Annotated in this window: 19 protein-coding genes and 2 pseudogenes; 14 read left to right on the top strand and 7 right to left on the bottom strand. The window is 62.4% G+C overall.

The annotated features are described in order from the left end of the window. From KH616_RS08130 to KH616_RS08080, 12 genes and pseudogenes are all read left to right on the top strand, one after another. Positions 1-1,077 (top strand): polymorphic toxin type 50 domain-containing protein (locus KH616_RS08130; RefSeq protein WP_292241016.1); only part of this gene is annotated, 1,077 nt, incomplete at its 5' end. Continuing rightward, positions 1,077-1,373 carry a hypothetical protein gene (locus tag KH616_RS08125; protein WP_292241014.1) on the top strand — a complete coding sequence of 99 codons (297 nt, stop codon included), beginning with the start codon at positions 1,077-1,079 and terminating at the stop codon, positions 1,371-1,373. The genes KH616_RS08130 and KH616_RS08125, both read left to right, overlap by 1 nt. A 275-nt stretch (positions 1,374-1,648) precedes the next feature. Next, positions 1,649-2,149, top strand: a complete 501-nt coding sequence (locus KH616_RS08120) for a contact-dependent growth inhibition system immunity protein (protein WP_292241012.1) — start codon at positions 1,649-1,651, stop codon at positions 2,147-2,149. Positions 2,150-2,181: 32 nt separating this feature from the next. Beyond that, positions 2,182-2,583, top strand: a pseudogene (locus tag KH616_RS08115) (ShlB/FhaC/HecB family hemolysin secretion/activation protein); the annotation flags it as partial. After that, entirely contained in the window at positions 2,556-2,651 is a 96-nt protein-coding gene (locus tag KH616_RS25405; RefSeq protein ID WP_366834261.1) for a hypothetical protein, read from the top strand. The pseudogene KH616_RS08115 and the gene KH616_RS25405, both read left to right, overlap by 28 nt. A 481-nt stretch (positions 2,652-3,132) precedes the next feature. Continuing rightward, a pseudogene (locus tag KH616_RS08110) lies at positions 3,133-3,570 on the top strand (hypothetical protein); the annotation flags it as partial. Positions 3,571-3,920: 350 nt separating this feature from the next. Continuing rightward, positions 3,921-4,730: an immunity 49 family protein gene (locus tag KH616_RS08105; protein WP_292241010.1), complete on the top strand. Its 810-nt coding sequence runs from the start codon at positions 3,921-3,923 to the stop codon at positions 4,728-4,730. A gap of 32 nt (positions 4,731-4,762) precedes the next feature. After that, on the top strand, positions 4,763-4,984 hold the full coding sequence (gene bcpO / locus KH616_RS08100; protein ID WP_080324020.1) for a CDI system lipoprotein BcpO: 222 nt from the start codon (positions 4,763-4,765) through the stop codon (positions 4,982-4,984). Positions 4,985-5,008: 24 nt separating this feature from the next. Beyond that, positions 5,009-6,745, top strand: coding sequence for a ShlB/FhaC/HecB family hemolysin secretion/activation protein (locus tag KH616_RS08095; RefSeq protein WP_292241008.1), 1,737 nt, complete (start codon positions 5,009-5,011; stop codon positions 6,743-6,745). Positions 6,746-7,061: 316 nt separating this feature from the next. Continuing rightward, positions 7,062-8,270, top strand: a complete 1,209-nt coding sequence (locus KH616_RS08090; RefSeq protein ID WP_292241007.1) for an MFS transporter — start codon at positions 7,062-7,064, stop codon at positions 8,268-8,270. A gap of 631 nt (positions 8,271-8,901) precedes the next feature. Further along, positions 8,902-9,117 (top strand): hypothetical protein, encoded by a 216-nt coding sequence (locus KH616_RS08085; protein WP_292241005.1) that lies wholly within the window; start codon positions 8,902-8,904, stop codon positions 9,115-9,117. Continuing rightward, on the top strand, positions 9,114-10,538 hold the full coding sequence (locus KH616_RS08080) for a PLP-dependent aminotransferase family protein (RefSeq protein WP_292241004.1): 1,425 nt from the start codon (positions 9,114-9,116) through the stop codon (positions 10,536-10,538). The genes KH616_RS08085 and KH616_RS08080 overlap by 4 nt, the downstream gene beginning before the upstream one ends. Before the next feature lie 155 nt (positions 10,539-10,693). Here KH616_RS08080 and moaD read toward each other — a convergent pair whose 3' ends face one another. The 5 genes from moaD to fdhD form a co-directional block, all read right to left on the bottom strand. Further along, entirely contained in the window at positions 10,694-10,951 is a 258-nt protein-coding gene (gene moaD, locus KH616_RS08075; protein WP_292241002.1) for a molybdopterin converting factor subunit 1, read from the bottom strand. A 43-nt stretch (positions 10,952-10,994) separates the two neighbouring features. Next, a complete protein-coding gene (locus KH616_RS08070) occupies positions 10,995-11,549 on the bottom strand; it encodes a molybdenum cofactor biosynthesis protein MoaE (protein WP_292241000.1) in 555 nt (184 codons plus the stop codon). A gap of 46 nt (positions 11,550-11,595) precedes the next feature. Next, positions 11,596-12,696 (bottom strand): GTP 3',8-cyclase MoaA, encoded by a 1,101-nt coding sequence (gene moaA, locus KH616_RS08065; protein ID WP_292240998.1) that lies wholly within the window; start codon positions 12,694-12,696, stop codon positions 11,596-11,598. Between the two features lie 262 nt (positions 12,697-12,958). Then, positions 12,959-14,173 carry a gephyrin-like molybdotransferase Glp gene (gene glp, locus KH616_RS08060; protein ID WP_292240996.1) on the bottom strand — a complete coding sequence of 405 codons (1,215 nt, stop codon included), beginning with the start codon at positions 14,171-14,173 and terminating at the stop codon, positions 12,959-12,961. A gap of 7 nt (positions 14,174-14,180) precedes the next feature. Beyond that, the gene (gene fdhD / locus KH616_RS08055; RefSeq protein ID WP_292240994.1) at positions 14,181-15,053 is read right to left on the bottom strand and encodes a formate dehydrogenase accessory sulfurtransferase FdhD; all 873 of its coding nucleotides are present in this window, start codon (positions 15,051-15,053) and stop codon (positions 14,181-14,183) included. A gap of 458 nt (positions 15,054-15,511) precedes the next feature. Here fdhD and KH616_RS08050 point away from each other — a divergent pair, with 458 nt between their 5' ends. Continuing rightward, complete coding sequence (locus KH616_RS08050) at positions 15,512-16,912, top strand: cytochrome ubiquinol oxidase subunit I (protein ID WP_292240992.1); 1,401 nt, start codon at positions 15,512-15,514, stop codon at positions 16,910-16,912. A gap of 5 nt (positions 16,913-16,917) precedes the next feature. Next, entirely contained in the window at positions 16,918-17,922 is a 1,005-nt protein-coding gene (cydB, locus tag KH616_RS08045; protein ID WP_292240990.1) for a cytochrome d ubiquinol oxidase subunit II, read from the top strand. 149 nt (positions 17,923-18,071) lie between these two features. Here the strand turns inward: cydB and KH616_RS08040 are convergent, their stop codons facing one another. Both KH616_RS08040 and KH616_RS08035 read right to left on the bottom strand, forming a co-directional pair. Further along, a complete protein-coding gene (locus tag KH616_RS08040) occupies positions 18,072-20,351 on the bottom strand; it encodes an FdhF/YdeP family oxidoreductase (RefSeq protein ID WP_292240988.1) in 2,280 nt (759 codons plus the stop codon). A gap of 156 nt (positions 20,352-20,507) precedes the next feature. Then, on the bottom strand, positions 20,508-21,219 hold a 712-nt coding region (locus tag KH616_RS08035; RefSeq protein ID WP_292240986.1), incomplete at its 5' end, for an AAA family ATPase.

Here is a 21,219-nt window from a genome sequence, read left to right as displayed (position 1 = left end):
GTCGGCGGCAATCTCGGGATGAACGTCGGCGGCAACTGGGATCTCGGCGCGGTGCAGACGGTCGCCCAGCAGCGCGCCGACGAACTGAACGCCAATTGGGGGCCGAGCGGCACGTATCGACAAGTGCTCACGGCCCTGTCGGTGGCCGCAGGCGGCAATGTGACAGGTGGCCTGGGCCAGTTCGCGCAGAACGCCACGGTGGCCTATTTGCAAGAGCTCGGTGCGAACCAGGTAAAGCAGATTGCCGACAACCTCGGCAGCGAAGAAGCGCGTGCAGCACTTCATGCGATTGTCGGGTGTGCCGGCGCGGCCGCCGGCAGCCAGAGCTGCGGCGCGGGCGCAATGGGCGCGGCGACCAGCTCCGTGCTCGGTAGTCTGCTCGCGCCGTCGACGAACTTGTCCGCGTCGGAGCGAGAGGCGCGTGACAATTTGGTGACTAGCTTGGTTGCCGGCGTCGCGGCCGTGTCGGGCCAGAATGTGGCCACGGCGACCGGTGCTGGCAAAATCGAGATGGAGAACAATCAGATTTCACCGATGGCGCCTGCTCCAGGCTGGCTCGCTGGATTCAAGCTACCGGGGTACAAGGGCGAGACGTCTGGTAAGGGCGACGGCGTGATCGCTGATCCGGCCACGGCATTTGATCCGACGATCAAGCCGACCGGTTCGTTGATCTATCCGATGCCGGACGTAAAGACGGTCGGCGACTGGATCACGGCGATCATTCCGGATCAGGCGAAGGGGTTGGTAGACTACATCACGACGGCGGTCAAGGGTGGAGATACGCCAGTAATTGACGCTGGCAAGCAGGGCAAGCATCAGCCGGATCACAATAACTTCATTCCCGGCCGAAGCGAGTTGTCATACCCTGATCCTCAAAAGCTTGTGGACGACTATGCGGGAACTGGACAGCCCGCGAACAATGTCGCGCCTGGCCAGCCGGGCTATCGAGAACGCGTGAACTTCGGGAAAGTTATTGGAAACTACGTTGACCCGGTAACAGGCGAAAAGATGCCAACAACGAACGGTATTATTCACTACAGTAAGGACGGGGTTCATATTGTTCCTGGGAGGCCCTAATGACTAACGAGTTTCGAATTCGCCTGTTGCTGGCGATGCAATCAGTTCTACTCGGATACGTCAGCGCAAATATCCGAGCTGTAAGCTGTGCCGTTGAAGGTGAAGATATAACGGTCCAAGTAGTGTTTGATGGGCCGATAGCCGACAGCGATCAGGATGCGATGAATGAGGTTGGATCTGAATTGGCATCGCACTTTGAGCATGGATTGGTCGATATGCAATGCATTCGGATCGATGTACCGCAGCCGTTTCGTGATAGTTCGTTAGAGCTACGTGTCTATCAACGAAAGGAATGATTCATAGGCGAGAACGATCAGCTTGCGCTGCAAAAAATGTAACGATTCCTCCTGGGCTAGGTTGGCGAGATTGGGGCGTCGACCACCGTCCTCCCGGGGGGCGCGACATCTTTCGGGTATGACGACAGACCAGGGCGTTGAAGAGTACTGACCTTTCCCCTCCGAAGTATCCCACTGTAAAGTTAGTGGCAATGGGAGCAACTCAGACGAGCCATTCAATACGGTGAGAGCCGAGATGTTAAGGTTGTTGTGACAACGGTAAAGGGGGCAGTAAATTGAGCGATGTCCAGCCATGGAGTGGCGCAGGAATCTATCGCAATCAGGATTTAATTTTCATTGGAACGCAGTCTGGATGTAGCGTTTCAATCGCAGATCCGGATGGCGGTGCATATTTTCTCGACACTGATGCTGATGACGAAACACTCGGTCGTTGTCTCAACGATGCGTTGTTGAAAAGTCGTTTCATTACCCCACAGCAACGTGCGGAAAATCTGCTTTTCTTCGACTTTCGGCTGGTTGGAGAGAACTATAAGAAGTGGGTCGATGGCCTTCTTACACGGTTTGGGTACAAAATCAAGCAAGCCCTGTTCAAGAAAATGATCTTGTGTCACGCAAAAGTCGTTGACGGTGTTTTAACGCTTGATCCAAACCGTCATGACAAGCTCGAAGCGTGGGAAGGGTTGGGCGACGACGCCAAAGTCATCCTTCCATTCGATTCGCCAGAAGTAGAAATCGGCGCTGCTCTGCGAGTCGCGTTGGATCGATGCATTCCATAAATCGACGAACCCGATTGATAAGAACAACATCCATGAGCATCGTCCGACTGGGTAGTTGCATTGCGGCCTCGCTGCTGTCCGTGACAGTAGGCGTAGCTGCACAGGAAATCCCGCAACATACGATCATTCCGGGCAACGATCAGCAATCCCGACAGCAGGAAGAGGCGCGTGAGCGTGAACGGGCGGTCTCCGCGCCCGGGGTGCGATCGGACGTGGTGGCGAGCGTTGGGTTTCCCACGCTACCGTCGGAAACGCCCTGCTTTCGGATCGAGCGTTTCGCGCTCGATGTACCCGATGCGCTATCCACGGCCCTGAAATCGCAAGGCGCCTCGGCGTTGCCGATGGATCGTTTCGCCTTCGCGCGCGAATGGCTCGAGCACTACGCCGTTATGGCGGTGCTACGGCGATCGAGGTTGGTATTGGGAGTCCGGGGGGATTTGGCTTTGGCGTGACACCTTGGAGTCGCGGTGGGGTGGTAATCAATGGTAGTGGTAAGCAGTGAGGTGTGAGATGGTACGCGGACCGACTGAGGAAGAATATAAAAAATTTACGCTGCGGCACAAGGTCGTCTATTGGATTTGCGTTTCTATTGTCTTTGCAATATTGGGTGGATTGGCGATAAAGAAGTTCTTCTTTAGCTGAACACCGAGCCCGGCTGTTGCCGAGCTCGATGTTTATGAACGCTTGGAACGAGGACGACGGCGAGGCCGTCGTTTGGCGGCGGATTGTTCGTTGTCGCGGATGCGTTCCGCCGGGTTTGCCGTCGGCCTTCGGCCGCCGTCAAACCCGGTGGGCCGAAGGGAATCGAGATAGGGGGCATGGCGCATCTGGCAAACTGGCGTCTTGAAGGCGAAAGTCGCATCTGGGCGCAAAAAATGATTAGAGAACTGAATATCTGGGGAGGGCGGGGTGCGAAGCCTTGCCGTGTCTGGGGAAAAAGGGAATCGACAACGGCGGGTGCGTCGGGATGTGCAGACAGGTTCATGGGCGCGATCACCGGCAACGGCGAGGTGACGGTCAGCGCGACGTCGATCAGCAACACACAGAGCGGTCAGCTCAGCGGCGCATCGCTGCATGTTCAAGGCAACACCTTGGACAACAGCGGCGGCACGATCGGCAATGTCACGAATTCGAACGGCGACGTGGAAGTTACGACGACCGGTGCGATCACCAACACGAACGGTCAGATCAGCTCGACGCACGACCTGTCGGTCACGGCGGCCACGCTGCAGGGTGGCGGCACCTACAGCGCAACGCACGACGCGAACGTGAATCTGCAGGGCGACTACACGGCAGCGGTCGACACCCAGTTCAACGTCGGTCACGATTTTGCCTTCACGCTGCCCGGCACTTTCACGAACAACGCGAACCTGCAATCAGTCAACAACCTGAGCGTCAACGCGGGCAGGCCCGTGAATATGTGGCGAACAACTACTTCGTGCGCAACGGCTTTACTCCACTGGATGGTAAGTGTGGCGTCAATTGCTTTGACGGCGTCTACATCAAGGGTGACACGGTATATGTCAACGAAGTCAAGCCATTGAACGCGAACGGATCGGTCCAGCTTAATGGCCCATCCGGTAGCTTGCCAACGCAAATGACTGATGGATGGATTGATAGCGCAGTTGCCCGTCTTCGAAGTGGAGATGCAAATCAAAGGGCAACTGCCGACGTGATCCAGAAGGCAATTGATAGTGGCAAACTTGTAAAGGTCGTTACGGGTGTTAATTCTAATGGTGCAACACTTGTGAAGATAAAATAAGGTGTCGAAATGGATGCAGAGGCGATTAAGCGGAAATCTTTTGGATTTGATGCGGCCATGCGGCATATTCCGGAGATTTCAGGAAAGATCCGCAATCGGATCAAGCCTATTGATTTGAAGCGCTGTTATGATGGACTTTCGAGAGATCACTCCGTGGTCGGACTTTATGATTATTTTGTCAATGGCGATATATCATCGCTCAAAAATAATTTATACGTCTCGTGTGTTCTCAAGTTGACTTCCCTCGCCATAAGCGAGGATCGCTTCGAGCTGCAAACACCAGATTACTTATTGCACTCGATGATGTCCGACTCCAATGCGATGGTCCAGGCGTTCTCGGTCGCCTCACCTCAGGGGTTCGTGAGTGCAAGAGAAGATCCATTAAATAACCAGTTCTATGTTCACATGCTTCAGTTGGCTATGATGGGCGACGATGTTTCTCTAGCTGACAAGATTCGCCGAATGGCGAAGAACGGTCGGAAGCCGCTGAGAACTGAATGCGAGCGTGGTGAGGATTTTTTCTCGACGTTGATTCGTGGCGATAAAGAAGGGCTTGAGCAAATCATTCGCACTGACGCTTCACGCAAGTCGGAGCACGTGTATACAGAGGATTATTTTTCATTCTTGGCCGTACTGGAGGCGAAACTGTGCTGGCGCCGAGGTGTTTTTGTCGAAATCGATCATCCGCTGATACCAATGGAGCTGATGCCGGTGAAGCCCCTCGATCACTACGATGACGTCTACGACTTTCTGAAGCCGGGGTGGGTGCCGCCTTCGCAGGGACTGATTGGCCGCGTTTCCCGGTGGTTTAAGACGTGATCGGCGCACATCGCACTCGCTTTGAGGCAACGATGAAGAAATCCAAATGGCCCATGGCCCTAGCGTTTGTCATGTCGACGCTTCTCGCGGCATGCGAGACCGTGCCACCTGATGCACCTCCGCGTCCTCCGCCGAAACCGGAAATGGAGCCCGTGTTGCCGTCGTGGTCGAGCACGATCTGGGTCATGGGCTTCTGGAAATGGAGCGGTACCGAATGGGTTTGGATTCCGGGACATTTAGCACCCAAACCATAAAGTCGAGCTAACAACACCACATTTATGACAATCCGTATCCCGGTCGTGCTGCTGTCGGCCGCATGGCTGATTCCAATGGCCGTGTCGGCGCAAGAAGCTCCTCGCCCGATCATTTCGGGCAACGACCAGCAAATCCGACAGCAGGAAGAAGCGCGCGAGCGCGAACGGACCGTCACAGCGCCCGGGGTGCGTTCGAGCGTAACGGCGAGCGCAGGGTATCCCGCGCTGCCGTCGGAGATGCCCTGCTTTCGGATCGAGCGTTTCGCACTCGACGTACCCGACGCGCTGCCCGCTTCCGTCAAATCGCAAGGCGCGTCGGCGTTGCCGATGGATCGATTCGCCTTCGCGCGCGAATGGCTCGAGCACTACGCCGGCCAGTGCGTCGGCAAACAAGGCCTCGACGTGCTCGTCAAGGGCCTGTCGCAGGCGATTCTGGCGCACGGGTATGTCACGACGCGCGTGCTGTTGCCCGAACAAGATCTGTCGACCGGCACGCTGAAGCTCTCGCTGATCCCCGGTGTCATCCGCCATGTGCGCTTCGCCGACGAAAAGCTCCGCGGCACCTGGAAGACCGCCTTCCCGAACGGCGACGGCGAACTGCTGAACCTGCGCGACCTTGAGCAAGGTCTGGAGCAGATGAAGCGCGTGTCGAGCCAGGACGTGTCGATGCAACTCGTTCCGGGCGAGCTGCCCGGCGAAAGCGACGTCGTGCTCGACGTGAAGCGAGGCAAACCGTGGACTGTCGTCGCGTCGATCGACAACTCCGGTACGCGTGCGACTGGCAAGCTGCAAGGCAATCTGTCGCTCGGCATCGACAATCCGCTCGGCCTGAACGACATTTTCAACGTCGGCGTGAGCCAGGATCTGGAATTTGGTGACAAGCGCCTCGGCTCGCACGGCTGGAACGGCTTCTACTCGATCCCGTGGGGCTACTGGACGGCCACGCTGTCCGCTTACACGAACACGTACTACCAGCAGATTGCTGGCGTGAATCAGACATTCGTCGCGAGCGGCAATTCGAAGACGGTCGACCTCAAGCTGAACCGCGTGCTGTCGCGTAGTCAGAACGATGTGTTCGGCGCGTACGTTCGCCTGTCGCGCCGTTTTGGACAAAGTTTTATCGAAGACACCGAGATCCCACAGCAGCGCCGCAACAACACGTTCGTCGAGTTCGGCCTGACCGATCGCCACTATTTCGGCAATGCTCAGTTCGACGGCACGCTCGCGTACCGGCAGGGCATCGGCGCATTCGGCGCGCAGGACGACATGCTGGCAGTCGACGGCGGCCCGACCTATCGTTACAAGATGGCCGTGCTCGACGCGAACCTGTCGGTGCCGTTCGCGATCGCGCGGCAGCCGTTCCGCTACGTGACGACATTCCACGGCCAATACACGGGCAATACGCTGTACTACATCGATGACTTGACAATCGGCAGCCGTTACACCGTACGCGGATTCGACGGGGAGACAATGCTGGCCGCCTCCCGTGGCTTCTACTGGCGCAACGAACTGCAGGCACCGATTGGTCGAACCGGGCAGGCGGTGTACGCCGGTATCGACTACGGTCGCGTGTGGGGCCCGCAGCCAGTCGCTCTCGCCGACACGCAACTGGCGGGCGCCGTGATCGGCGTCAAGGGCAGCGTCGCGACGCGCTTTGGCAGCTACGGCTACGACCTGTTTACTGGTGCGCCCGTCTATAAGCCGTCCGAGTTCCCCGCGGTACGGATGACGTTCGGGTTTCAACTCACGGCGCAATTGTGATGTCTTGGGGCGGATCGCAGAAGGAAATGGATCGCGTGGCCGCGATGGTCGGCACGATCGTCCGGTAGCAGCCGGTCTTCGTTTTATCGCGGACAAGGCGCTTGTCCGTACACCGGGCATCGTGCTGCGGTCCGGCGGCATCGGTGGAGCACTGTCCCGATCGGCGCCGCGGATCCATGCGAGACGGGTGCGCATCACGCCGAATGCCGGCGCAGCCGCTCCAGCGGGGACACCGCTCGCGACCCGCGCCGGAAATACCGGTCGGGTTGAAAACTGGGAAAATGCTTCGAATCTCCCGCGCCACCGCGACGACAAGATGAGCGACCTGAAAGCCGAAGTTCCCCGCCAGACCACACGTTCCAACGACGCCGCCGTGCGTCGCCGGTCATTGGTCGCGGCCTGCGGCGCCCACGCGGTACACGATGGCCTGACCGACGTCGTCTACGTCTTGCTGCCGATCTGGCAGGCCCAGTTCGGAATCAACTATGTGCAGGTCGGTTTGCTGCGCGGTTCCTATTCAGGAATCATGGCCGGCTTCCAGCTGCTGGCGAGCCGTGCCGCGAAGCGCTGGGGGCGCGAACGCATGCTGCTCGGCGGGACGGCGCTTGCCGGCGTCGCGTACCTGATCGCCGGGCATGCCGGCGGTCTCGCGGTCTTGCTGTGTGCATTGATGCTCGGCGGACTCGGGGCGAGCACGCAACATCCGCTGGCTTCGTCCATGGTCACCGACGCCTACGAAGGAGGTGGCGGCGTCAAGGAGGCGCTGTCGCAGTACAACTTCGCGGGCGATATCGGCAAGACGCTGATCCCTGGCCTGGTCGGCTTGCTGCTGACCGTCGTGAGCTGGCGCACCAGCGCCACGCTGATCGGGTTGCTCGGCCTCGCTGCCGCCGTCCTGCTGTGGTGGCTGATCCCGGCGCAAACGGCCGCGCGTCCGCAGCATGACAAAGCGCGAAGCGCCGTGGCCGGGCCGGGCTCGGCAAGCGGGCTGCGGGCGCTGCTCGCGACCGGCACGCTGGACAGCGCGGTGCGGATGGGGTTTCTCACTTTCCTGCCGTTTCTGCTGAAGAGCAAAGGCGCGGGCACGGCGGGCATCGGTCTGGCCCTGACGTTGCTGTTCATCGGCGGCGCGTTCGGCAAGCTGTTCTGCGGTTATCTGGGGGCGCGCATCGGCATGATGAAGACCGTGTGGCTGACCGAGTCCGCGACATCGTTGCTGATCCTGCTGGCGGTGTTTTCGCCGCTGGTCGCGATGATGGCGATGCTGCCGTTGCTCGGGCTCGCGCTGAACGGAACGTCGTCGGTGCTGTACGGCGTCGTCCCGGAACTGGCGGGCGTGGGCAAGCGCGAGCAGGCATTCGCGCTGTTCTATACCTGCACGATCGGCAGCGGTGCGCTGTCTCCCGTCGTGTTCGGTCGTCTCGGCGACGTCGCGGGCGTCCCGGTGGCATTGACCGCGCTGGCGGCGATTCTCCTGTTGACGTTGCCGCTGTCCTGGTATGTGCAGAAGGGGCTGGATGCCTGACGACGGCGGAGCCGGTTCCGGCCCGTCATGCGGGTACGGGCACGCGCCCGGCCCTCAGCGCTCGCGCGCCCCGGCTGACCGCCGACGCAGCGTCGGAGTCGTGGCCGCCACCTGTCGGCGGAGTACGCGCACCCGTCCGTTCGGGGCGGATCGAGCTGGACTGTGCTTGTCCTGTACACCTTGTAATACTTCGGATCGTGACGTGTCCCTTTATTATTGCGATACTTGCGCACGAGGTGACAATCGTTCCACTTTCCGGAGACTCGGACAGCATCCGTCCGACCGACAATGCAACTCGCATCGCGTCACAATTTCACCTTTCCACGGAGCCGGCAGCGGCTCGCGGGCGCCGGACAATGACGGTCGCAGGTACCGGTTCCGCTCGCCTTCAGGATGCGCTTTCCACGCAAACGCGTAGTACGCGTCCCAACTACAGTTGTCAAAATAATGAAAACGTAAGTAAACTGTGCTCTATTATTCCGTCTGAATGTGTGCGCTCAGCGAACTGCGGGTCACTTTTATACTCGCTCGACCAAACGCACACGTGCGGTACGCCGCGCGACAAGCCCCACGCAGCATGGGCCGGTTCCCGGCGGCGGAGGCTTGCGACGCATATTCAACTGGAGCGCAGGTGATGGGCATGGTGAGAGCGAAGGGGAGCGTCGGCATGTGTCGGCGTCCGGCTGCGGGCCGGCAGATCCTCGAAACCATCGCGCCCGATCCGATCAAGGAATGGGGCGCCGCCAGCGTCCGCCGAGTGTCGTTCAAACAAAACCAACTGAGTGAGTTCGGCAGCGGCAGTTGCGCGTTGCCGGCCGGCGATGCACCGAGGGAGCGCGCGCGATGAAACTCTACGAAAAGCTTGCGGACGACATCGAACGGCTGATCCGTCAGGGCGTGTACCGGCACGGCGACCGCATCCCGTCGGTGCGGCAGGCCAGCCAGCAGCACCGGATCAGCATCACCACCGTGCTCCACGCGTATCTGCTGCTCGAAAGCCGCGGCCTGCTGGAGAGCCGGCCGCAGTCGGGTTATTTCGTCAGCCTGCGCCGCAACGACGCCAAACGGCAGTTGCCCGAACTTCAGGCGTCGAAGCCGATCGCCATGTCGGCGTCGGTGGATGTCAGCCGGCTGGTGCTGTCGACACTGCGCTCGATCGGCACCGACGATGCCGTGCCGCTCGGCTCGCCCTATCCGGACGCGAGCCTGTTCCCTTTCGAAAAGCTGAATCGCTACGCGTATGCGGCCGGCCGCGACCGGGCGCTGTGGGGCGTGACGGAAGCGCTCCCGCCCGGCAATCCGAGACTCGTGCGCCAGATCGCGCGCCGCTATCTCGAGAACGGCATGTCGGTCGATCCGAACGAGATCATCATCACGATCGGCGCGACGGAGGCCATCAATCTTTGTCTGCAGGCGGTGGCGAAGCCGGGCGACGTGATCGCCGTCGAGTCGCCGACGTTCTACGCGATGCTGCATGCGATCGAACGCATGGGCATGAAGGCGATCGAGGTGTCGACGCATCCGGAATACGGCATCGATATCGCGGCGCTCGCGGCGATCGTGAAATCGCAGCCGGTGGCGGCGTGCATGGTCATGCCGAACTTTCAGAATCCGCTCGGCTTCCAGATGCCGGAAGAGCGCAAGCGCGAGCTGGTCGATTTCGCGACGAAGGCCGACCTGCCGATCATCGAGAACGGCGTCTATAACGAGCTGTATTTCGGCAACACCCACCCGAGCACGCTAAAGTCCTATGACAAGAAGGGGCTGGTGCTGCACTGCTCGTCGTTCTCGAAGAGCCTGACGGCCGCCTACCGGGTCGGCTGGGCACTGCCGGGCCGCTATCGCGATCAGGTCGAGAAGCTCAAGTTCCTGAATACGTTGTCGACGCCTTCCATCTCGCAACTCGCGATCGCGGAATTCCTCGAACGTGACGGCTACGAGCATCACCTGCGGCGGATCCGCAAGGCCTATGCGCAGCAGGCGAACCTGATGCGGGCGATGGTGTCGCGGTTCTTTCCCGAGGGGACGCGGATGTCCAGCCCGGCCGGCGGTTACGTGCTGTGGATCGAACTGCCGCAGAAGATCGACGCGATGCGGCTGTATCAGCTCGCGCTCGAGCAGGGCATCACCATCGGGCCGGGTTATATGTTCTCGATCTCGGACAACTTCAGGAATTTCATCCGGCTCAACTACAGCAGCCCGTGGTCGAGCGAAGTCGAGCAGGCGGTGATCACCGTCGGCAAGATCGCCGCGTCTTGCGCGCGCTGAGGGGGCGCGGTCCGGGCGGATGCCCGGTGTCCGGGTAAGCGACGACGCGGCGCGGCGTGGCGTCGGCCGCTGTGTCGCGTGTGCCGGCGGTTGACGCCGGCGTACTTGCCGTCGTGATGCGATTCGCGCATCGCGCGCGCATCCGGCGACGCTCGTCAGCCGCCCGTGACGGGCGGGAAAAAGGCAACCTCGCTGTCTTCGCGCACGACGAACATTTCGTCGACCATCTCGAAGTTGACGGCCATCCGGATCGGCCGGCTCGCGTGCAACGCTTCGCCATTGCGCTCGTCGCGCGATGCCAGCCTGGCGCGCAGCGCGTCCATGGTCAACGCGGGCTCGTCGATTTCCACGATCTCGTGATCGATGCCGAGCTGTTCGCGAATGCTCGCGAAATACTTGATGGTCAGTTTCATGAGTGTCTATCCGTTGCCGGTGTCGATGCGGGCGGCCGGCACGTCAGCCCCACCGCGTCATCGCCTGTTCATCGCGCGTCTTGGCTTCGACCCATTCGGACGCACCGTCACGCCGGATCTCCTTCTTCCAGAACGGCGCGTGGGTCTTGAGAAAATCCATCAGGAATTCGCAGGCGTCGAACGCCGCCCCGCGATGCGACGAGGCCACCACGACGAGCACCACCGGGTGGCCGAGCGTAATGCGGCCGACGCGGTGCACGATCTTGACTGCGTCGACCTGCCATCGTGCGGTCGCTTCCTCGACGATGCTCCAGAGCGACTGCTCGGTCATCCCCGGATAATGCTCGATCTCGAGCGCGGTGACATCGTCGACGTCGCCGCAGTTTCGCACGATGCCGAGAAAGTTCACGACCGCCCCCACCTTGGGATTACGCATGATCGGCGTAATTTCCGATTCGACATCGATCGGCTGGCGCTGGACGCGCACCTCGCAGCCTGCCGCAATGGCCGGCGGCGAATGGGCGGGCGCGCCCGACTCCGCGTCGGCGAGGCGGGCATCGTCAGGCGGTGTGGCGTGATGATCGAGAGGTGACGTCATTGCCGTTCTCCATTGGACTGTGCGCTTTGCATGAGCTGCGCGGGCGTCAGCCGCCGACCAGCGACATGCGAACCGTGGGGTAGGCCTTTCCGGACGCGCGCGTACGCTTGGTCGCGCGAAGCTCGGAGTAGCGATCGTCGCGGCGGATCCAGCGGCTGCGAACCGTGTCGGCGAGTTGTTCGACGGATGCGGCCTCGGCCAGCCAGGGCTTGAGGTCCGTGCCCTGTGTCGCGAAAAGGCACGTGTAGAGCTGACCGTCGGCCGACACGCGCGCGCGGGAGCACGATCCGCAAAACGGATGCGACACGCTCGCGATGAATCCGATCTCGCCGGTGCCATCCGCATGGCGATAGTTGATCGCCGTGCCTGCATGGTTCTGTTCGGCGGCGGGAACGAGCGGAAAAACGGATTCGACGATGTCGCGCGTCTGCTGCGCCGTGAGCACCTTCGCGCTCGACCAGAAGCTCGCGCCGCCGACATCCATGTATTCGATGAAACGCACCGCGACGCCGGTGCCCTTGAACTGGCGGACGAGCGGCAGGATCTGGCTGTCGTTCACACCGCGCTCGATGACCGCGTTGACCTTGACCGGCGAGAGTCCGGCCGCGCGCGCGGCTTCGATCCCGTCGAGAATGCGCGACACAGGCACATCCACGTCGCTCATGCGCCGGAACAACGCATCGTCGACTGCATCGAGACTGACCGTCACGCGATCGAGGCCGGCGTCGCGCAGCGTGCGCGCTTTCGCAGCGAGCAGCGAACCGTTCGTCGTCAGCGCAATCTCCAGCGGCTTGCCGTTCGCGCTGGTCAGCTTCGCGAGCCGTTCGATCAATGTTTCGAGCCCGCGCCGCAAGAGCGGCTCACCGCCGGTGATGCGGATCTTCTCGACGCCGAGCGACGCGAACGCGCTCGCGATCTTGACCATCTGATCGAACGACAGGCGATCGGACGACGGCATGAATGCGTAGTCCGTATCGAAGACCTCGCGCGGCATGCAGTACGTGCAGCGGAAGTTGCACCGGTCGATGACGGACAGGCGCAGGTCGAGCAGCGGACGGTCGAGGGTGTCGACGATGTTCGCGACGGCACCGACCGGCCCGCGTAGGCGGGCTGCTGCATCTGCGGAAGCTGGGTCGATGGCGTTCACGATCTTGTCTGGTGGTCTGCGGGTGGGGAGTGGATCGGTCCGTCGGACATCCGCCGCTCACGGTGGCGGCGCGATCGCGCGGGACGGCTTGCGAAACGATCCGTAATGAGGATACTGCGACGCTTGCGCGCATCGGATATACAGTCCGCGCCGGGCCGCCTGGGTACAGTTCTGTGCTTCAAGTGCGGCATTCGGCGTGCCGGGCGCGATCCGGTGCGGCGTTGCCGGGGTGGCCGGCTGCCGCGGATATCGGCGCGCGCGATTACGCGAGCCAGTGTGCAAGGTCGTAGTAAGGCACGGCGCTGCCGGGTGTGATAGGCCGGCCCGCCGCAAGGCGGACGAAGCCGCTGGCCTGCACGAGTGCGTGCATGGCGCCCGAGCCTTGATGCGACAGCGTGGCCAGAAGGGGGAGGCCCTGAGCTGTTGCATCGCAACGTACACGCAGGAACCGGTCGCGTGCGTCATCCGGTGCGGCGTCGAGGTCGACCGGCAGCGACGGCGTGGCCGGCAAGCGCTCGGCGCGTCCTTGCAGGCAGCGGATCAGCGGGCTGACGAGAAGCGTAAACGTTGTCAGCGCCGCCCCCGGATTGCCCGGCAGCAAGACGACCGGCATGCCGTCGAGTTGCCCGAGCGCGACCGGTTTGCCGGGTCTCATGTTCACGCCGGCGATCTCGAACGACGCGCCCAGCGACGTCAACGTCGGGCGGACGAGATCCTTCTCGCCGACCGATGCGCCGCCGACGCTGATGATCAGGTCGCAGCGGCTGCGCAATTCGCGCAGCGCATGTTCGATCGCGCGGCGGTTGTCGCCGGCATGTTCGACGTGCGCGACGGTGGCGCCCATGCCGCTGACAAGCGCGGCCAGCATCGGCGCGTTGCTGTTGTAGATCTGCTGCGGCTCACGATGCTGCCCGGGCGGCACGAGTTCGTCGCCGGTCGTCAGGATGCCGACGCGGGGCACCGGAAATACGTCGACCGCCTGAATGCCCTGCGCGGCCACCAGGCCGACATGTGCGGGCTGCAGTCGCACGCCGGCGGGAATCAGCGTCTGCCCCGCGCGCGCATCCTCGCCGCGGCGGCGGATATGCGTGCCGAGCCGGCCGGGCGCGTCGAATGCGACGTTGCCCTCCGCCTCGCGTGCGTGCTCCTGGATGATCACCGTATCGGCGCCTTCGGGAATGAGGCTGCCGGTGAAGATCCGCGTCGCGCAGCCCGGCGCGAGGGCGAGCGGGACGTCGCCCGCGTAGCATCGCTGCTGAATGCGGAGCGTGGCAGCGGGCGCGACCTCGGCATGACGCACGGCATAGCCGTCCATCGCGCTCTGGTCGGCGGGCGGCTGGTCGAGCGTGGCGGCGACCGGCGCTGCCAGCACGCGGCCCACGGCCTGGGCCAGCGGGATGCGCATCGATGCGTCCGGTGCGGCGAAAGTGTGGGCGAAGCGGTGCTGCGCGTCGTCGAAGTCGATCATCGAAGGCATGGTCGCGTTACCGGGGAATGTCGGTGTCTGTTGTTTCTACTGTGTTCTGTGGCAGTGCGTCGTCATTCGGCGACACATACTCGACATAGCCTTCGCCGCGACAGAAGCCGAGCAGCCGGATGCCGGCCTGACGCGCGACATCGATCGCGAGCGACGTCGGCGCCGAAATCGTCGCAATCATCGGGATGTGCATGCGCGCGGCCTTGCGTACCAGTTCGTAGCTCGCACGACTGGACAGGAACACGAAGCCCGAGCGCGTGTCGGCCTTCCGGCGGGCCAGTTGACCGATCAGCTTGTCGAGCGCGTTGTGGCGACCGACATCCTCGAACACGTCGAGGACCTCGCCGTCGCGGCTGCACCACGCGGCCGCATGGATGCCGCCGGTTTCGCGCATCAGCACCTGGCGTGCGGGCAGCTCGCGCGCGGCGCGCTCGACGGCGTCGGCGCCGATGTCGGACGCGGCGCCCGCATGGTCGATGCGCGCGGGACTCAGATCGAGCAGCGCAATGCTCTCGATGCCGCATACGCCGCAGCCCGAGCGCCCGGCGAGCGCGCGCCGCTTGCCTTTCAGTTCCATGAAGGCCTGCTGTGAGACCGTCAGCTGCACCTGTGCACTGTCGGCCGCGCAAAACGTCTCGATGTCGAACACGTCGGACGCGCGCTCGACGATCCCTTCGCTCAATGCAAAACCCAGTGCGAATACATCGAGATCGATTGGCGTCGCCATCATGACGGCATGCGAGATGCCATTGAAGACCAGTGCGACCGGCAGTTCCTCGACGACGCGATCGTCGGTCCGGAAGGTATCGGCGTGACGGCGGCGCGTCACTGTACGCGAGACGCTGCCGGTGTGATCGGCAGCGGTGGGGCATTGCAGCATGAGGGTTCCTCTCGACGGACTCGAGTCGATCGATCGCGCGGACCGTTGGTGCGATGGAGCGGTCTTGCCGCATGTGCCGACGCCGGCGCGAACGAGCACTTCAATGCAGCGTAGAGGGGTAAGGGGAAACGCGATATGTACACATCGCCATACTCAAATAGAGCACAGTTCATATCGTCGCTGTTGGTCGCGCGCTGTTTAGATACACACCTAGCCGGGGGGCGATCAGAGCACAGTTCAAGCGGGACGGCTATTGATTGCGTGCAACATCGTGTTACGTTATTGTCGAATCGCGCAACGATGACTACGCTTAATGCGTGTGTCGTGCCGCCTAGCTCAGTACACCAGATTCACCTGTGTTACTTCGCTCGATCCGGTGCGTCATTGCCAGGCCGTTGCATGCAATACCCCTGGCTTTATGCAGATCCCCCCCACCACCAAGAGCAAGCGGAATAGTTATGGAAATCCTCGATGCAATCCATCTTGCCAGGTTGCAGTTTGCGTTCACGGTTTCTATTCATATCGTCTTTCCGGCGATAAGTATCGGGATGGCAAGCTTCCTTGCCGTCCTCGAGTGGCGTTGGCTAGCAACCGGCAACGTCGCCTACAAATCCATGTACCAGTTCTGGTCGAAGGTCTTCGCCGTCGGCTTCGGGATGGGCGTGGTTTCCGGTGTTGTGATGGCGTATGAATTCGGTACCAACTGGTCCGGGTTCTCGCGCGTTGCCGGCAACATCACCGGGCCATTGCTGACCTACGAAGTGTTGACCGCGTTCTTCCTGGAAGCGGGCTTCCTCGGCGTCATGCTGTTCGGTTGGAACCGTGTGAGTCCGAGGGCCCACTTCTTCTCGACGCTGATGGTTGCAGTCGGCACGCTGATCTCGACGTTCTGGATTCTCGCGTCGAACAGCTTCATGCAGACGCCGCAAGGTTTCGCCATTGAAAACGGCGTCGTCGTGCCGGTCGACTGGTTGAAGATCATTTTCAACCCGTCCTTCCCGTTCCGTCTCATGCACATGACGATCGCGGCATTCATTGTCGCTGGCTTCATCGTCGCTGCATGCGGTGCGTTCCATCTGCTGCGCGGCCGCCGCGACGAGCCGGTCAAGCGCAGCTTCTCGATGGCGCTCTGGATGCTGCTGCTGCTGGCACCGATCCAGATCTTCGTTGGCGACGCGCACGGCCTGAACACGCGTGAATACCAGCCGGCGAAGATCGCGGCAATCGAAGGTCTGTGGGAAACCGAGAAGGGCGGCACGTCGCTCAACCTGATCGGCCTGCCCGACATGAAGGACGAAGTGACGCGTTACGCAGTGAAGGTGCCGCACCTGGGCAGCCTGATTCTCACGCACAGCTGGGATGGCGAGATCCGTGGCCTGAAGGAGTTCGCGCCGGAAGACCGCCCGTTCTCGCCGCTCATCTTCTGGACGTTCCGCGTCATGGCGGGCCTCGGCATGCTGATGCTGCTGTGCGCGCTGCTCGGCCTCGCGCTGCGCAAGGGCGGCCGTCTGTATGAAGCGCGCTGGTTCCAGTGGCTGATGCTGTGCATGGGGCCGTCGGGCATCGTGGCGCTGCTCGCAGGCTGGTTCACGACCGAAGTCGGTCGTCAGCCGTGGACGGTCTACGGCGTGCTGCGCACCGTCAACTCCGCCGCACCGCTGGACGCCCAGCAACTCGGCGTGTCGCTGCTGATCTTCGTGGTGGTGTACTTCCTCGTGTTCGGCGTGGGCGTGTACTACATGCTGAAGCTGATGAATCACGGTCCGGCACCGACGTCCGAAGTTACCGAAACGCTCCAGCACCCGGGCCTGCGCAAGAGCGCACTGTCCACGCCGCTGGATATCAAAGAGGCGGAGTAAACACCATGCAAATTGATCTTCCTGTCGTTTGGGCTGCCATCATCTCGCTTGGCGTCTTCATCTACGTGCTGCTGGACGGCTTCGACCTCGGCATCGGCCTGCTGTTTCCGTTCTTCGATACGAAGAGCGAGCGCGATGTGATGCTCGACTCCGTCGCACCGGTGTGGGACGGTAACGAGACGTTCCTGGTGCTCGGTGGCGCAGGGCTGTTCGGCGCGTTCCCGGTCGTGTACTCGACGCTGCTGCCGGCAAACTACCTGCCGCTGGTTCTGATGCTCGTCGGCCTGATCTTCCGTGGCGCGGCATTCGAACTGCGCGCCAAGGCCAAGCGCACCCAGCATCTGTGGGATCTGGCGTTCATCGGCGGCTCCGCGCTGGCGGCACTCTGCCAGGGCATCACGCTCGGTTCGCTGCTGCAAGGCATCAAGATCGTCGACGGCCACTTCGCTGGCGGCGCGTTCGACTGGTTGTCGCCGTTCAGCCTGTTCTGCGGTCTGGGCGTGCTCGTGACCTACGCAACGCTGGGTTGCGGCTGGCTGATCCTGAAGACCGAGGGCGACCTGCAGCGCAAGATGCGCGAACTGATGAAGCCGCTGGCGATCGTGCTGCTCGGCATGATTGCGGTGGTCAGCGTGTGGACCGTGGTCGGTCTGCCGGCAGTGGCGAATCGCTGGTTCGGTAGCGGCAACCTGGTGTACTTCCTGCCGGTGCCGGTCCTGGTGCTCGCATGCGTGATCGGTATCTTCCGCTCGGTGAACAGCAAGCATGAGTCGATGCCGTTCATCCTGACCCTGGGCCTGGTCTTCCTGGGCTTCACCGGTCTCGTCATCAGCATCTGGCCGAACATCATCCCGCCGTCGCTGACGATCTGGCAAGCATCGTCGAGCCATTCGAGCCAGCTGTTCGCGCTCATCGGCACGCTGATCATTCTGCCGATCGTGCTGGTCTACAACGGGATGCAGTACCACGTGTTCCGCGGCAAGGTGCATGAAGGTGAGGGTTACCATTAAAGCGGACGCGGGCGGCCTGCGCCGCCTCGTTCCCGGAGCTTAAGGCTCCGTCGCCAGCCCGCCCCGGCGGCAGGGCATGACGAAGAAAACGCCCCGAATTCGCATCGCGAGTTCGGGGCGTTTTCATTGGGGCGATCGTCCGCCGGCCGTTACGCTGCTCCGGCGCGCGTCACCCGAACGGGCACGGACTTGTAGGAGGGCGTGCCGCTTTCCGGATCGATGTAGTCGAGCGGCACCAGCACGTTGGCTTCCGGATAATATGCGCCGACCGATCCCCGCGCGATCTCGTATTCGACGGCGGTGACCTTTTCCAGGCGCATCGTTCTGCCCGACGAGGTCATGGTTTCCACGTCGACCAGGTCGCCATGCTCCAGCCCTCGCGCGGCAAGATCTTCCGCGTTCATGAACAGCACGTCGCGCCGCCCGGACACGCCGCGATACCGGTCGTCCATCGCGTAGATCGTCGTGTTGTACTGGTCGTGGCTGCGCAGCGTGATCAGGCGCAGCACCTGCTCGCCGCCGAGCACGTCGGCGTCTTCCTTCACGCCCGTATACACCGAGAACATCGCCTTGCCAGTCGGTGTCGGCCAGATGCGCCCGGTGGGCGGCAGCGGCAGACGAAAACCGCCCGGCGTGCGGATGCGCCGGTTGAACGCGTCGAATCCCGGAATCGTCTTTTCGATCAGGTCGCGAATTCTGTCGTAGTCCGCAATCAGGTCGCGCCACGGCACCTTGCTATTCGGGAGTGTCGCCTGCGCGATGCCGGCGACGATCGCCGGTTCGGCGCGCAGCTGGCCGGACGCCGGCGGGAGCTTGCCGGCCGATGCGTGCACCATCGACATCGAGTCCTCGACCGTTACCGACTGCGGGCCGGTCGCCTGCACGTCCAGCTCGGTCCGGCCGAGACAAGGCAGCAGGTAGGTTTCCTTCGCGACCAACAGATGCGAGCGATTGAGCTTGGTGCCGACGTGGACGCTCAGGTCGAGCCGCCCCATCGCGGGAAACGACTGCGCGGGATCGGGCAACGCCACCGCGAAATTTCCGCCGAGGCAGATCAGCGCTCTGGCGCGTCCGTCGATCATGGCCTGCATAGCGCTGACGGCATCGTGGCCGTGCGCCTGTGGCGGCGCGAACCCGAACACCGCCTCGAGTTTCTTCAGAAATGCGGCGGACGGCTTTTCCGTGATGCCGACCGTGCGATTGCCCTGCACGTTGGAATGCCCGCGCAACGGACAGATGCCGGCGCCGGGCTTGCCGATATTGCCGCGCAGGAGCAGCAGGTCGGCAATCAGGCGGACGTTCGCGGTGCCTCTGTTGTGCTGGGTGATACCCATGCCGTACGTGACGATCGTCGCATTCGATCTGGCATAGGTGCTCGCGACCTGCTCGAGCTGGGTCAGGCTGAGTCCGCTCGCCTTTTCGATATCGGCCCAAAGCGTGGCGTGCAAGTCGGCGGCGAGCGCATCGAAGCCTTCGGTATGCGCCGCGATGAACGCGCGGTCCAGCACGTTGCCCTGTTGCGCGTCCATTTCCAGCAGCGCCTTCATGATGCCCTTGAGCGCGGCTGCGTCGCCGCCGGCGTCGACCTGAAAGTACGTCGATGCGATGCGTGTCGATCCGCGCGTGGACATTTCGAGCCAGTTCTGCGGATCGGCGAAGCGTTCGAGCGCCCGCTCGCGCAGCGGATTGAACACGATGATCGGAACGCCGCGCCGTGCGCATTCATGCAGCGTGCCCATCATGCGCGGGTGGTTGGTGCCGGGATTGTGGCCGATCGAGATGATCAGGTCGCACGCGTCGAAGTCGTCCAGCGACACTGTGCCCTTGCCGATGCCGATCGACTGCGGCAGGCCGACACTGGTCGGCTCGTGGCACATGTTCGAGCAGTCGGGGAAATTGTTCGAACCGTACTCGCGGGCGAACAGCTGATAGAGGAAGGCGGCCTCGTTCGACGCGCGGCCGGACGTATAGAACTCGACCTGTTCCGGCGACAGGCCGCGCAGCACGTCGCCGATCCGGGCGAACGCGTCGTCCCATGCGACTGCGCGAAACGTGTCGGTGTCGCGATCGTAGACGAGCGGGTGCGTGAGCCGTCCCATGTCCTCCAACTCGTAGTCGGACATGCGCAGCATGGATGAGACGGTGTGGCTTGCGAAGAACGCGGGCGTGACGCGCTTGGTCGTCGCTTCCCACGTGACGGCCTTCGCGCCGTTTTCGCAGAACTGGAAAGTGGAGCGATGCGCCTTGTCGGGCCACGCGCAGCCGGGGCAGTCGAACCCGTCCGGCTGGTTGGTCCGCATCAACATGATCGGTGCCTCGGCGGCGTCCATCTGTCTCCGGACCGCAGCGGCAGTGGCACGAACCGCCCCCCAGCCGCCGGCGGGGCCTTCGTACTTGCTGATTCCTGGCACTTCACGTCGGTCAGACATGGGGCGACTCCTCGAGCCGCCGCCGGACGTGCGAATGGCGGCTCGCACAGTTTGCGCCGCATTTCAGCTTCGGTGCCGGCCCCGGCTGCCAGTGAGCCGCCAGGGCCGGCACCGGATTCCTGAGCGCATCAAGCGTCCAGGAACCGGGTCACACCATTACTCGACGCTTTTTTCCGCGGGGGCGGCTGCCTTGGTGGCGCGCTTGCTGCTCTTCGTTTCGGCAGGGGCCGCGACCTTGTTGAACTTCACGTCGCCGGTTTCCTTGTCGTAGTCGATCTCGACGGTGTCGCCCGACTTCAGCGCGTCGCCGAGAATCTCCTTCGCGAGTCGCGTTTCGATGGTCTGGCGGACCTGACGCTTCAACTCGCGTGCGCCGAACTCCGGTTGATAGCCGACCTCGGACAGATGGGCGAGCAGCGAATCGCCGATCTTGAGCGTGATGTCCTGCGCGGCCGCAGTGCGTATCACGCGCTCGAGCTGGATCTGCACGATCGAGCGGATGTTCTCCTGCGACAGCGAATTGAACACCACGATCTCGTCGATCCGGTTCAGGAACTCGGGGCGGAAATGTCCCTTGAGCACCTGCATCAGTTCTTCCTTGATCGCCTTGTCGGTCTTGCGCGCGGCTTCCGGCTGCGTGACGTTGTCCATGATGATCGCGGCGCCGAGGTTGCTGGTCGCGATCAGGATCGTGTTGCTGAAATCGACCACGCGGCCCTTGCCGTCGGTGAGCCGGCCATCGTCGAACACCTGCAGCAGCACGTTGTAGACGTCCTGGTGCGCCTTCTCGATTTCATCGAGCAGGATCACGCTGTACTGACGCCGGCGCACGCGCTCGGTCAGCTGGCCGCCTTCGTCGTAGCCGACG

Source organism: Burkholderia sp. (assembly GCF_018375725.1).
Classification (GTDB): Bacteria; Pseudomonadota; Gammaproteobacteria; order Burkholderiales; family Burkholderiaceae; genus Burkholderia.
This window is presented reverse-complemented; position numbering and strand designations above follow the sequence as displayed.

Bases quoted from the DNA above. Each gene is read 5' to 3' on its own strand.
- KH616_RS08125 (WP_292241014.1), top strand. From the start codon at position 1,077: ATGACTAACGAGTTTCGAATTCGCCTGTTGCTGGCGATGCAATCAGTT.
- KH616_RS08105 (WP_292241010.1), top strand. From the start codon at position 3,921: ATGGATGCAGAGGCGATTAAGCGGAAATCTTTTGGATTTGATGCGGCC.
- bcpO (WP_080324020.1), top strand. From the start codon at position 4,763: ATGAAGAAATCCAAATGGCCCATGGCCCTAGCGTTTGTCATGTCGACG.
- KH616_RS08095 (WP_292241008.1), top strand. From the start codon at position 5,009: ATGACAATCCGTATCCCGGTCGTGCTGCTGTCGGCCGCATGGCTGATT.
- KH616_RS08090 (WP_292241007.1), top strand. From the start codon at position 7,062: ATGAGCGACCTGAAAGCCGAAGTTCCCCGCCAGACCACACGTTCCAAC.
- KH616_RS08080 (WP_292241004.1), top strand. From the start codon at position 9,114: ATGAAACTCTACGAAAAGCTTGCGGACGACATCGAACGGCTGATCCGT.
- moaD (WP_292241002.1), bottom strand. From the start codon at position 10,951: ATGAAACTGACCATCAAGTATTTCGCGAGCATTCGCGAACAGCTCGGC.
- KH616_RS08070 (WP_292241000.1), bottom strand. From the start codon at position 11,549: ATGACGTCACCTCTCGATCATCACGCCACACCGCCTGACGATGCCCGC.
- glp (WP_292240996.1), bottom strand. From the start codon at position 14,173: ATGCCTTCGATGATCGACTTCGACGACGCGCAGCACCGCTTCGCCCAC.
- fdhD (WP_292240994.1), bottom strand. From the start codon at position 15,053: ATGCTGCAATGCCCCACCGCTGCCGATCACACCGGCAGCGTCTCGCGT.
- KH616_RS08050 (WP_292240992.1), top strand. From the start codon at position 15,512: ATGGAAATCCTCGATGCAATCCATCTTGCCAGGTTGCAGTTTGCGTTC.
- cydB (WP_292240990.1), top strand. From the start codon at position 16,918: ATGCAAATTGATCTTCCTGTCGTTTGGGCTGCCATCATCTCGCTTGGC.
- KH616_RS08040 (WP_292240988.1), bottom strand. From the start codon at position 20,351: ATGTCTGACCGACGTGAAGTGCCAGGAATCAGCAAGTACGAAGGCCCC.